Origin of the sequence: Paenibacillus kyungheensis (assembly GCF_028606985.1) — a bacterium.
Lineage (GTDB): Bacteria > Bacillota > Bacilli > Paenibacillales > Paenibacillaceae > Saccharibacillus > Saccharibacillus kyungheensis.
The window spans coordinates 1,863,628-1,877,364 of sequence record NZ_CP117416.1 but is presented as its reverse complement, the minus strand read 5'-3'; the positions used below and the strand labels follow the sequence as shown (position 1 = coordinate 1,877,364).

The 13,737-nt window shown below is 37.4% G+C and carries 9 protein-coding genes; 4 read left to right on the top strand and 5 right to left on the bottom strand.

From position 1 onward, the window contains the following. Window positions 1-50: 50 nt before the first annotated feature. On the bottom strand, window positions 51-734 hold the full coding sequence (rpiA, locus tag PQ456_RS08300; RefSeq protein WP_273615700.1) for a ribose-5-phosphate isomerase RpiA: 684 nt from the start codon (window positions 732-734) through the stop codon (window positions 51-53). A 177-nt stretch (window positions 735-911) separates the two neighbouring features. On the opposite strand from rpiA, the gene PQ456_RS08295 reads away from it, so the two are divergent. The 4 genes from PQ456_RS08295 to PQ456_RS08280 all read left to right on the top strand — a co-directional run bounded on the left by PQ456_RS08295 (window position 912) and on the right by PQ456_RS08280 (window position 8,732). Next, entirely contained in the window at window positions 912-1,109 is a 198-nt protein-coding gene (locus PQ456_RS08295; protein WP_273615699.1) for a hypothetical protein, read from the top strand. Between the two features lie 487 nt (window positions 1,110-1,596). Beyond that, entirely contained in the window at window positions 1,597-3,354 is a 1,758-nt protein-coding gene (locus PQ456_RS08290; protein ID WP_273615698.1) for a methyl-accepting chemotaxis protein, read from the top strand. A 182-nt stretch (window positions 3,355-3,536) separates the two neighbouring features. Continuing rightward, window positions 3,537-7,247: a non-ribosomal peptide synthetase family protein gene (locus PQ456_RS08285; protein WP_273615697.1), complete on the top strand. Its 3,711-nt coding sequence runs from the start codon at window positions 3,537-3,539 to the stop codon at window positions 7,245-7,247. Between the two features lie 276 nt (window positions 7,248-7,523). Continuing rightward, entirely contained in the window at window positions 7,524-8,732 is a 1,209-nt protein-coding gene (locus tag PQ456_RS08280; protein WP_273615696.1) for a S8 family peptidase, read from the top strand. Between the two features lie 296 nt (window positions 8,733-9,028). On the opposite strand, the gene PQ456_RS08275 is transcribed toward PQ456_RS08280, so the two are convergent. The 4 genes from PQ456_RS08275 to PQ456_RS08260 all read right to left on the bottom strand — a co-directional run bounded on the left by PQ456_RS08275 (window position 9,029) and on the right by PQ456_RS08260 (window position 13,344). Beyond that, window positions 9,029-9,814 (bottom strand): hypothetical protein, encoded by a 786-nt coding sequence (locus PQ456_RS08275; RefSeq protein WP_273615695.1) that lies wholly within the window; start codon window positions 9,812-9,814, stop codon window positions 9,029-9,031. Between the two features lie 325 nt (window positions 9,815-10,139). Next, window positions 10,140-11,528, bottom strand: a complete 1,389-nt coding sequence (gene fumC / locus PQ456_RS08270) for a class II fumarate hydratase (RefSeq protein WP_273615694.1) — start codon at window positions 11,526-11,528, stop codon at window positions 10,140-10,142. Between the two features lie 109 nt (window positions 11,529-11,637). Continuing rightward, window positions 11,638-12,312: a uracil-DNA glycosylase gene (locus PQ456_RS08265; protein ID WP_273615693.1), complete on the bottom strand. Its 675-nt coding sequence runs from the start codon at window positions 12,310-12,312 to the stop codon at window positions 11,638-11,640. A gap of 132 nt (window positions 12,313-12,444) precedes the next feature. Beyond that, the gene (locus tag PQ456_RS08260) at window positions 12,445-13,344 is read right to left on the bottom strand and encodes a methyl-accepting chemotaxis protein (protein ID WP_273615692.1); all 900 of its coding nucleotides are present in this window, start codon (window positions 13,342-13,344) and stop codon (window positions 12,445-12,447) included. Window positions 13,345-13,737 lie beyond the last annotated feature (393 nt).

Here is a 13,737-nt window from a genome sequence, read left to right as displayed (position 1 = left end):
CTTCCTCTATCAGACGGTTATTTTATGTTTTGCATACAACCTTTATCTCATCAGCGACGTGATGGTGCACGCAATACTTCGATTATGCCACTTTCATAAGCTACAACGACAGCACTAGCCATATGAATAAATAGTCCATTATCTACAATACCTGGCACATTATTCAGTTGATGATGTAAGCGAACCGCATCTTCAATCACGTCAAAATGACAATCGACTGTATAATTGCCATTGTCTGTTTTGAAAACATCGCCTTCTTTAGTTTGACGCAACACAGGCTTGCAACCAAAGCTAGCTAACTTTTCTATTGTCCATTCATGAGCAAATGTAACTACTTCTACAGGTAAAGGAAATGCGCCTAATTTCTGCACTACTTTATTCTCACCTGTAATAATCATCACCTGACGACTGCGAGCGGCTACAATTTTCTCACGTAATAGCGCTCCACCGCCACCTTTGATCAAGTTAAGATCAGGATCGACTTCATCTGCTCCATCAATAGTCAGATCAATTTCGCCTACTTCTGCAAAAGGAATAATAGGAATAGACCATTTGCGAGCTAAATTTTCAGACTGAACGGATGTCGCTACTGCACGTATATGTAGTCCTTGCTTTACACGTTCACCGATTTTTTCGATAGCATAAGCTGCTGTAGAACCTGTCCCCAGCCCAACCATCATGCCATCTTCTACCCAATCCACTGCTTTTTCTGCAGCCAACTTTTTAATGTTCATTACCTGTTCACTCCATTATTAGTCTAATAATTTATTGAATACCATGTTCATGATATGAAATAACAGAATGAATACCATCCATAGATTTCATGTAACATTTGAACTATACTGATATACGGGTGAATATTCTTAGCATCATACTATACACATTCACAAATTAAAAGGAGCCTAAAAACCATGCGAACCGAAAATCAGATCAAATCCAAACTCAACGAATTGACACTTCAAAAAAGAAATATCCAAACTCGTCTTGCCGATTTAACACCTGAAACTGCTTCTTATACCTCGCTCAATGAACAACTTGTTCGTATCGAAGATATGTCCAACATGCTTGAATGGGTACTGAATGAGCCTCTAGGAAAATATCATGCGTAATCATGCTATATTCTATTTTATCTGAATCAATTCAGAATTACAAAAGCAATTCCTCTCTATATTCCTGCCTTTTTTATTTCAAAAAGTGACATAATATACGCTTTTTTAAATTTTTTTAGGTCTTTTGATTCAATTCTATTGAACTATGTTTATAAAAATAAAGAAAATTGATTTTAACTATAAATTATTGGAATACAAATTCCGACATATAGAATTGAGTGTTACTGTGCCATATTTTACAGCGTTCTGGAAATAAAGCGACAAATTATTCGATAACGGCAAATTTTCTAATCATACTAAATACCTAATTTGCTTAATTTTTATTTGGTGTAATTTGTCACTTGTATTTCTTTTCGCTGTTTTCAACAGTCTCGTAACGGGTCCTCTATCAAATCTAAAAAATCTTAGATTGTTGGCTATCCTGACCGATAAGCTTTATAGGGGCACACAATCTTAGATCCACCAATCAAAAATAGGAGTGAGAGCATTGAAGAAAATCAGCAGACTATCTTTTTTCGCCAAAAACTTATTAATCTCAGCAATTAGCATCATACTTATTGGTGTTATTTTGCTAGTGAGCAGCTATTTTACGCAGAAAACGATCTTAATTAATCAACTACATGGTCAAGTTCAGGCGGTAACAGATACTTTTGCTCAAGGTATTACAAATGCTGATGTTGAAAAACTTGTGGCAGAAAAAAGCTATGACGGTGCTAAACAAACCGAAATCCGTAGCTACTTAGATAATATTAACAAATACAACCCTAATATTTCACAAGCTTATATTTTTGGTACAGAACTAGCAGATGGCAACAAAACGTCTCTAATCGCTGTTCCAACTAAAGTTATGGAAGCTTTGAAACAAGGAAATATAAACATTGGATATTTGTATGAACAACCTACTGAAATCGTAAATGGTATTCAAGAAATGCTCAAAACTAAACAACCAACATTTACAAGTTTTTATACAGATGATCTTGGACTATGGACAACTATTTTGTATCCAATCCAAAATGCTGACGGTAAAGTTGTTGCTTATTTTGGCGTTGATGCTGATGCAAGTGCTGTTCCTGAAGGTCTAAATCAATTATTAGTACGTGGTATTACAATCATGGTGCTATTCCTGATCGTTATCTTCTTACTTCAATTCTTTGTTGTTCGTAGAACACTAGCTCCTCTTCGTGAATTGATTCGCGGAATTGAAGATGTAAGTAAAGGTAATTTGGATATTCATATCAAAACAGGTAAAGACGATCTCGGTATTATCAATCACAAATTTAACCAAATGGTTGAGAAAATGAACAGTGTTATCGTCAATGTACAATCTGCTTCTCAACAAGTTACTGAATCTGCCAAAATGCTGATGGATACTTCATCTGATAATAGCGAGCGTTCATTAACATTGATTACTAATATTCAAGATATTGCAAATGGTATGAAATATCAGGAAGAAGCTACAGAAGATACAGCTAAAGCGATGAGCGAGATTTCAACAGTTATCCACTCTATAGCAAATAACTCTTCTAATGTGGCTGACCAAGCGTATTCGATGGAACAAAAATCAGTTGAAGGTAACAAAGTAGTCAATCAAGTCACCGAACAAATGACATTGATCTCTCGTTCTGTACATGACACGTCCAAAGCTGTTGAATTACTAGAAAGCCGTTCACAAGAAATCGGTAATATTTTGGGTATTATTACAGGGATCTCTGGTCAAACGAACTTGCTTGCATTGAACGCTTCTATTGAAGCCGCTCGTGTAGGTGAACATGGACGTGGATTCGCAGTTGTTGCTGGAGAAGTTCGTAATCTTGCAGAACAATCCGCTCAATCCGCTAACCAGATCAGTACGTTGATTACAGAAATTCAAACCGAGATTCAAAATGCTGTTACAGCAATGAAAAAAGGAACAGAAGAAGTAGAATACGGATTGTCTATTGCTGACCAAACTGGCAAATTGTTTGCCGAAATTCAATCTGTTACCAAACAAGTAACAGAGCAAATTCAAGATATTTCTAGTGCTACTCAAGAAATTTCCGCAGGTACAGAAGAAATGACAGCTACAACTGAGAACCTTAAAACAACAGCAAGTGTTGCAGCAGAAAATAGCGCTAAAGTATCTCAGCATGTAGAAGGTCAAAAATCTTCTATCATTTCAACAACAGATGCAGCTAATCAATTGTCTACAATGGCTGAGCAATTGCAAGAATTGATCTCTCATTTCCATGTACGCAAAATCGATTAATCATTAAATGGTATAAAGAATGCCTTCCACAGAACTTGTGGTTGGCATTCCATTTATATCCTAATATCTCTATGTTAAGAATTTTTTTGTTTATGTTATGCAGTCATATTTAATTCACATATATCGCGTATCCTTTTTTATATCCACCATTACAGCGATCAACTTCAAAGGAGAGATGTTTTATGTCCCTGTCGGAAAATGCCTTTTTACCTAATGATTATATTCAACTGCCTGCTTTGCAAATTCCACTAGATAATACAAGACAACAACAAAAAGACACTTTTGCTGTTTATCGTTTTGATCTTGGTGCCAAAATCGCTTTATACATCGGGACATTAGTCAACCCTATTGAGCGTCAAGCTGTTCTATTTTCTGCTTATCTTGGCTGGCTTTATCGTATCTCCGGGGAACATGAGATACATGCTGTATCTGGATCACCAACAGGATTATTTCCTTTCTCTCTTTCTATTGAAGATTTTCCTCACTTTCAATCATTAGTAGATTATGTTCATGCTCAACTTGATACTACCCCTGCTACATCACCTGTTAAAAGTGAAACAATGTTTAATTTTGGTCAACAGATTCCTGCACAACCTGGACAAGTCATGAACTGGAATTTAGAAGCTCATGCCACTTCATTATCTATTGCTATCGAATATAACGATTCTCTATTAACGGCTGCAACGATTGAACGATTTGCAGATTATTATATCCGTTTGCTAGAAGGATTATTAGATAATACAACACTTCCTATTGGTTCTATTGATATCTTAAATGCTCAAGATCAAGCGGTATATCAAGAGATGAACAATACCACTTTCCCTTATCAACAGCAACAAACGTACCATGGTGCTTTTGAAGCTGCTGCACAACAATATCCTCAACATATTGCAGTCTCATTTCAAGGAACAGAATATACGTACGAAGAGTTAAACCAACGCGCTAACCAAGTTGCACATTTGTTGTTAAGACAAGGGTTACAACCAGGCGAGTTCGTTACCATGTACATTGATCGTAGTCTATATAGTGTGATTAGTTTATTGGGTATTATGAAAGCTGGCGGTGTCTATGTTCCTGTAGATCCTTCTCACCCTGATGAACGTAATCATTATATTGTTCAAGATACACAGTCTGCTTTTGTATTAATTCAACATAAATACAACAACAAAGTACTTCAATTAACAGAAGGCATTACTACATTACGTGGAATTATTGATATTGAATATCTTACAATCACATCTGATCCTCAATTTTTGTTAAATCCTAACGTTACCGTATTACCTGATGATCTGGCTTATGTCATCTATACTTCTGGATCTACCGGTAAACCTAAAGGTACATTGGTAGCTCATCGTGGTGTTGTCAATCTAGGCGAAATTTTACAAAGAGAATTCAATGTAACTTCTCAAGATGTAATGACTCAGTTTGCTACTTATAGCTTTGACGGCTCTGTCTGGGAAACAATTGCAGCCCTTTTCCATGGTGCTACATTATTCTTATTAGATGCTGAAGAACGAGTATCTATCGAGGAATTTGCAATTGCGGTTGAGCGTACACAGACAACGATTGTAACAGCTTTACCTACTGTATTTTTCAATCAATTATCAGCTTATTTGTCGGACGAAGGTTATGCACGGTTAGCTAGTCTCAAATTGATTGCAGCCGCTGGTGAAGCTTTGTATGGCAAACGTGTACGTACGTTCCAACAGAAATTTGGCAAGCCGATCCATCTGGTTAATGCGTATGGCCCTACAGAATGTACTGTATGTGCAACTATGCATAAAGTCGACCAAACGCTAACCGAAGATATCGTCAATGTGCCTATTGGACGCCCTATTTCTAATTATAAAGTCTATATTATGAATGAGTTCCAAATGCTTGCCCCTATCGGTGTCACTGGCGAAATCTACATTTCGACTGTCGGTATTGCACATGGTTATTTGGATCAACCTGAAAAAACTGCTGCTGCTTTTCTTCCAGACCCATCCGGAAACGGTGAAAAGATCTATCGTTCAGGTGATCTCGCTAAATTGTTAGCGGATGGCACGATTGAATATGTAGGTAGACGCGATTCTCAAATTAAAATCCGAGGTCATCGTATCGAAATCGGTGAAATTGAAGATAGCTTAAACAAATATCCTAATATGCAAGATGCGGTTGTTGTTCCTAAAGTGGATGAAACTGGTCAAAATATGCTAGTGGCTTATTTTACTACGATTGATGGTACAGCATTGTCTCCAGCTGCGATTAAGCAATTTTTGTCAGATCGACTGCCTTCTTATTTTGTGCCACGATTTGTATGTCAGTTAGATGAGATTCCAATCTCTCCAACAGGCAAAGCAGAACGTAAAAAATTGATTGCGTATGATCATATTGAAATGCAAGAAACAGCTATAGACTATGTAGAGCCTCAAAATGAAACACAACAATTGATAGCTAACGCATGGTCTGAAGTGTTGAACAAGCAACAAATTGGTATTCATGATGACTTTTTTGAAATTGGCGGAGATTCACTGAAAGTACTTCATGTTCTTACATTGCTAAAACCACAATTTCCGAATCTTAAAATTGCGGATCTGTTCACTTACAAAACTGTTATTCAATTAGAAGAGTATGTAAAAGAATTGGATAATGAAGTCGTCACCGAATCGACAGAAGTAACTATTCAACAAACGATAGATCTGGTTGAATACCCTGCTCGTATTCATGATACCTATTCAGGAGTATTGAATACGACTCATGTATTGCTAACAGGTGCTACTGGATACTTGGGATCACATTTACTGTATGAGCTATTACAACAAAGTAATGCTCATGTATATGCACTGGTACGCAAAACAGGTAGTGCAGCCAGTATAGAGCGTCTTAAAGGCACAATGGAATTGTATTTTGGACAAGAAATTTTGCAGCACTTCGAAGATCGTGTTACTGCTGTAGAGGGCGATTTGGAAAGTGTACGTCTAGGACTTAGCAATAACGACTACCAAATGATTACAGATCGTATTGATGCGATTATCCATAGTGCGGCAGATGTAAGACACTTTGGAGATACAGAGCAATTTGCCAAATCAAATATCTATTCCACTGCTGAATTACTATCTATTGCAAGTACGCGTCCAGGTATTCGTTTCCATCATATTTCTACGATGGGGATTCCTGAAGACTTATCACTAGAAGGCAAATGGGATCAGGTCAAACAATCCGGTGCTCTTCTAGATGGTCTACACACAGAAAATATGTACACAAATAGTAAATTAGAAGCCGAAAAATTAATATTTGCAGCCGGTGAGCGTGGTATTCCGGTCAATATTTATCGTGCAGGTAATCTATCCAGTCAATCAGTAACAGGTCGCTTCCAGCGTAATATAGACAGTAATGCTATGTATCGTATGATCAAAGCGATGCTATTGTTAGGCAAAGCACCAGCGGCTAATCAATGGATGGATTTTACACCGATCGATTATGCAGGTCGTTCGATTATTCATCTTGCTTTACAACCAGATACTGCCGGTCAACTATTCCATATCTGCAATCCGCAACAAGTTCATTACGATCATTTGATAGAAATGATTAAAGAATTTGGATATGAGATCGATGTTTTACCTGCTAAACAATATGCTGAATGGTTATTAGATTCTTCGATTGAGAAGCAAGCAGAAGCTCTTTTACTTGCGATGGGACAATTAGATGGAGACGGAGCGAAAGATTCTGCTTATCGTCTAGCGAATCCGAATACTGCTCAACAACTGGAACAACAAGGTGTATTATGTGCCAAACCAGATTATGAATTTATTTCTGCTATGTTGAGTTATGCATCCAGTATTGGTTACTTCCCTACTGCACCTGTCAAAGAAGATGTAACGTTAGATAAAATGATTTCTAGCGATTATTAATCTATATCATGCTCAAAAAAACGATAAAAACATGCAAAAGACCCGGCAAAATTAACCGGGTCTTTTATTTTTTTCAAAAGATTTTACACAACTTAATTGAAAACTATAAACTTATTGAAAATAAATCCGATATAAATAATACATAATACGACATTTTAAGACAAAATAGAACAAAATATTTTTTGTCGTTTATTGTAATAATATGTTTCACAGTGTATAATCTGGTTAAATATATAATACTTAATACCTAATAATAAGCAGGGAGACCTAAGACTAATGAACTTTAAAAACACTAAATTAAAATTAACGGCGCTGATCGCCACTCTAGCTATTCCATTAACATTTTCATTATATACATCTTCTCTAAATCATACAGACTCAACAACTCATCGTTATCTTGTTGCTTACTCTGATACTCAGGGCAAACAAAATATCGAGAATGTTGCTGGTCAAGCTAATGATATTCATGCCTTTAACCATCTTAATATGGTAGCTGTCAATTTGACAAATGATCAAAAAGATCTTCTTGCTACTCAAACAGGTATCACAAGCATCGAACAAAATACAACTTACAAGTCAGCAGCTCAAGCTTTTGGCGCTAACATCAAAACGGTTAATGTTAAAGGCAATGAACAAGCTTCATGGGGATATGGCACAGTCGATGCTCAGATCGCTTCTAACGATAACTACACTGGTAAAGGTGTCAAAGTAGCTATTTTAGATACAGGTATCTCTGCACATCCTGAATTGAATATTGCTGGCGGCGTATCTGAAGTTAGCTACACTCAATCTTATGCTGATGATAACGGACACGGAACTTTTGTAGCAGGTGTTATTGGTGCTCAATCTAACGGTAAAGGTCTTGTAGGCGAAGCACCTGATGCTCAGATTTACGCTGTTAAAATTCTAGATAGTCAAGGTAATGGTTCTACCGAAGATCTAGCAAAAGGAATCGACTGGGCTATTCAAAATCATATGGATATTGTAAATATGTCTATCGCTTTTCCTGAAGATTCTCCTGTTGTAGAACAAGTACTTGCTTCTGCTGATCAAAATGGAATCTTGCTAATTGCAGCAGCTGGTAATAAAGGTACAGCTGATGCGGCTACAGATACTGTTCAATACCCTGCTAAATCCAGTCATGTTATCGCTGTGGCTGCTATAGATGATAATTTACAACGTGCTGATTTTTCTTCTAGCGGTTCTGAGATTGAACTGACAGCACCAGGTGTAGATATTGTAAGTACTTCTAGTAATGGTAAATACGAACTTCGTAGCGGTACATCTGTTGCAGCTCCATTTGTAACGGGTATGGCTGCTATTCTTAAAGAAGCTTACCCGGGTAGTACAAATACACAAATTCGTCAGGCACTGGATCAAGGCAGTATTGATTTGGGCGCAACTGGCAAAGACAATCTGTATGGTAACGGTATGATCAGCTTCCAGCATTTATTAGGTAAAACATCTATTCTTGCTTCTAATTAATGATCCCATGTCCGCTTTCCCTTGAAAGGCTGACATGTTCATATAGAGAATACTTTTCCCTGTTTTGCACTTGATGACGCAGCCTATATGTACTACAACCTATTCTATTCATATAGTATGATGATGATTTACATCAAACAACAATATGCATCCAAATAGCTAAGGTTATACCTGGGCTCATCCAAAAATAAAAGCGCCGTTCTCAGCCAGAGACACGACGCTTTTATTTTGTTATGTTGTTATTCAATTCATCATTTTTGTTCTGTTACTGCTTAATTTATCATTTAGGTAACTACTTATAATTCTGCAACCGATAAGCTTCCTTGCATCCAGTGTAACTCACTATCCCGAATGACATAATCAGCCCATTTCATATCTCCTATACCCCAGTTACGGAATTCGGTGATATGACGATAAAATTGCTCGATCATTGCTTCTTTTGGCTCAGCCATCAATGATTGAATCTGTTCACGTAACCGCTCAGGCTTCTCTCTAACGCCTTCTAAGACTCGCATCATCCACTTATGTCCCGGGTATAGCATTTCATTATGTGCAAGTACCATGCGTCCGCCAAATAACACCATATTCATGACCGCTTGATGCAACAAATACGCATCGTCACGCTTCAACGCTTGTCTACATTCTCCATACCAAGCTTCAAATTGAGCATAAAATCGGTGAATATTATTTTGCTTGAGCGACATCGGATACTCGGTAATCGTATTTAATACATCTCGTAATTCTGGAATATCTGAAAATACAACGATTGCACCCAAAAAGGCAAACCGTGCAGGTTCACTACCAAAGCGAGCTACTTTTTCCAAATAAGCCATACTAATGTACTTGCCATCTATGTTGTGCAAAGAACGTCCTACTTTACATTCGGCTCCATCATAATGTAACGAACCCGATTGGAAACGTTCTTCAAATTCTTGATCGGATACGATAATCATAATATTCATATCTGAATGAGGTGAAGAATAGCCATAAGCGACCGAACCAGTAATCAACAGCCCTTTCACCGATGAATCACCACGAAGATGTTCTGTCAGTTGTGAGAGACAATCCGATAATATATTCACACTGGCCCTCCTTGATTTCAATTTTTTTAGTTATCTATTGATAATGATAATTATTATCAATTAACTTGTATCGATATTGTAGCTTATTCAATTTCACTTGGCAAGCATTTATGGCGAATCTGTGTCTATAAATTTTAAAGTTGATAGCTATGTATTCACAATTCAGTGTAAAAGCAGATCTAGCGTTGATATGCTGTGGAACTAATCTAGCTTTTCCCCTATCAAAAAAAGCCTTTTTCATGTATCTCTGAAGATTGCATTCAGAAGATTACTTGAAAAAGGCTTGCTGATTAAAAATTAGATTATAGTTAAGTTTGCGATTCTATTATGCTTTTGGATGAATCATTTGTGAAGGATCGACATATTTATCGAACTCTTCTTCTGTTAATAATCCACTTTGCAATACAGATTCTTTCAAAGACAATCCTTCTTGGTGCGCATGCTTAGCAATCTTAGCTGCATTTTCATAACCGATATGCGGATTGAGCGCCGTTACCAACATTAACGAATTATCCAGATTGTGTTTAATTTGATCTACATTGGCTTCGATTCCGATAGCACAATGATCGTTGAAAGAGATCAACGCATCCCCAAGCAATTGAACCGATTGTAAGAAGTTATAAATAATAACAGGCTTGAATACATTCAATTCAAAGTTACCCTGACTGGCAGCAAATCCAATCGCTGCATCGTTACCCATCACTTGTGTTACAACCATCGTCATCGCTTCGGATTGTGTCGGATTTACTTTACCCGGCATAATAGAGCTACCCGGTTCATTAGCAGGGATTGTAAGCTCTCCTAGTCCGCTACGAGGTCCACTAGCAAGCCAGCGCACATCATTAGCAATCTTCATCAGATCAGCCGCTAGCGCTTTGACAGCGCCGTGTACATAGACCACTTCATCATGACTGGTTAGAGCATGGAATTTATTCGGAGCAGTCACAAAAGATTTGCCTGTTAATTCTGAAATTTTCTCAGACGTTAATCGTCCAAAATCTGGATGGGCATTAATCCCTGTTCCTACCGCTGTACCACCGATCGCCAGTTCTTTCATTTCTTCTACACTCTGTGTGATCATACGTGTACTTTTCGCTAACATCGCTTCCCATCCACTGATCTCTTGCCCCAGTGTAAGTGGCGTTGCATCTTGTAAGTGAGTACGTCCGATTTTGATCAGATCTTTGAACTCTTCTGATTTCTGTGTAAATGTTTGTTGAAGTTTAGCAATCGCAGGAATCAAATGATCTTCTACAGCTAATACACCTGCTACATGTAATGCTGTCGGGAATGTATCGTTAGAACTTTGCGACATATTCACATCATCATTAGGATGTAGACGTTCACTTTTCCCTTGTTCTTCAAGCAACTGATTACCACGATGGGCAATCACTTCATTGACGTTCATATTGGACTGTGTACCGCTTCCTGTCTGCCAGACTACCAACGGGAAATGCTCATCCCATTGACCTGTTAGAATCTCATCTGCGGCTTGAGCGATCGCATGTGCTTTATCAGTCGATAATTTACCTAATTGTTCATTAACAAGTGCTGCGCTTTTTTTTAGTAGTGCAAAAGCATATACGACTTGCTTCGGCATTTTTTCTTGACCAATTTTGAAATTTTCTTTACTTCGCTGTGTTTGTGCACCCCATAATTTATCAGCAGGTACATTAATTTCGCCTATTGTATCTTTCTCTACACGGTATTCCACTCGACAAAATCCTCCTTTGGATCAAATCATCTGTAAAATAGTAGGACAGATTAGCATTATATTGCTAAAGATTAACCTCTATGATTGTAACGCTTACATACTCTGCAAATCAATCCTTTATACACCAATCGATCGGTTCCATTCCCTGAGACTGCAAAAATTGATTGGTATTGCTAAAAGGTTTACTGCCCATAAATCCTTTGTGCGCTGAAAATGGGCTTGGATGCGGAGATGTAATCACATGATGTTTGGTACGATCAATCGCTGCTCCTTTGCGCTGTGCATGACTTCCCCACAATATAAAAACAGCCGGTGTTTCTCGTTCGTTGACAGCCTGTACAATCCGATCTGTAAATGTTTCCCACCCTTGATTTTGATGAGAAGCGGCTTGTCCACGTCGTACGGTCAATACAGCATTTAATAATAGAACACCTTGCTCTGCCCAATGGATCAATGATCCATGCTTAGGAATAGCGCATCCGAGATCATCATGAAGCTCTTGATAGATATTATGTAATGAAGGCGGAATTGAGACCCCCGGTTTGACAGAAAAGCTCAATCCATGTGCTTGTCCTGGACCGTGATAAGGATCTTGCCCTAAAATAACGACTCTGGTCGATTCAAGTGACGTGTAATGCAAAGCATTAAAAATATCATACATATCTGGATAGATCGTTGCTGTGCGATATTCTTGTGCCAAAAATTGGCGTAACTCCAGATAGTATGGCTTTTGCAGTTCCGATTCTAATACGTCTGCCCAATCGTTACGAAAAATAGCACTCATAAATAAAGTTCTTCCTTTCATTGACTAGATTTTTGTATTATTAACCCTTTTTAACCATAACAAAAAATAGCAGTCTCTTCATCTCTCAGAAGAAAACTGCTATTTCTCGACAAACGATAAATACTAATAACATTACAGACGAGATTTCAAAAAGTCGTTTGTAAAGTTTTTAAATTTGTGACTCATTTGATTTAAGCTATCTACCACTTCACTAAATTCATTAACTAAAATAGCTTGTTCTTGAGAAGATTTGGCTATTGCTGAGATCTCCTGCTCCATATATTGAATCGATTGTTGTACAGTTGATAGCGATTGTTCGATATTTTGTGTAGCTTGTTTGGTATCGACAGATAATTTACGCACTTCAGAAGCAACAACGCCAAAGCCTGCGCCTGCTTCACCTACACGAGCAGCTTCAATCGCTGCATTCAGACCTAATAAATTCGTTTGCTCTGAAATTTCGCGGATAAATCCAGCTACTTTATTAACATCTTTGGAATTTTCAACAGCTTCACGTGTATTGGACTGAATATCTGTTGTTGTTGCAGATAGTTGTTGAGATTGAGCAGCTACAGTCTGTACCATTTCACTTAACTGTTCGCTAATCGTTTCTAGATTCGTTGTAAAATCAGCCAATAGTTCATTATGTTGCAATGTATACGCTGTTGCTAACGCACCGACAACTTTGCCATTTGCATCTTTAATAGGAACTGCTGCTGCATCTAATTCAAATCCATACGCAGAAGCCGGCACACGAGTAACAGAAGATACTCCATCTACCAGGGCAGTCCGTAGATTGTTATCGTCAGGTGAAACAGGTGTACCCGGACGCAAGCCAAGATCCAATTCTCTAGCAGGACGATAATATTTGAACTCTGTCATATCACAGACGCCTAACATAATATCGTTACCTACAATTTTTTCAAAATACTGCATACAAATTACCATCATATCTACAATGCTTATCGATCCATGACCTGTAATCGCAAAATTACCAGAATCATTTGTTGAATTTACAGATGTATTAGCCAAGTTGTTCACTCCTCATATCATAAATTGCTCATAATTTAATTTCGTCATTTTCAAGTTATTTATGAATAGTAGACTTTATATTTATTGTATATTACATAATGAATCTATCATTTTAAAATTATTTTTATTTCTTTTGAAAGTCTCATTTTGACAATAATAAGTGCGTTTTTCTACTATATATGGTTTATTACAATTCTTAAAATCAACATATCGATTTGGGTTTGTCTTTGGTTCCCTTTCATTTGACCACAAAACCAAAAGGAAGAGTTGTGTGAATGCTTTAATTATGGTAAAAATGATACATAGACATTGTTTTTCAGCAATTTGTCTTGGATAATAAACAATCGCTTAAAAGTGTACATATCGATCATTTTGGGTAATAGAATGATAGGT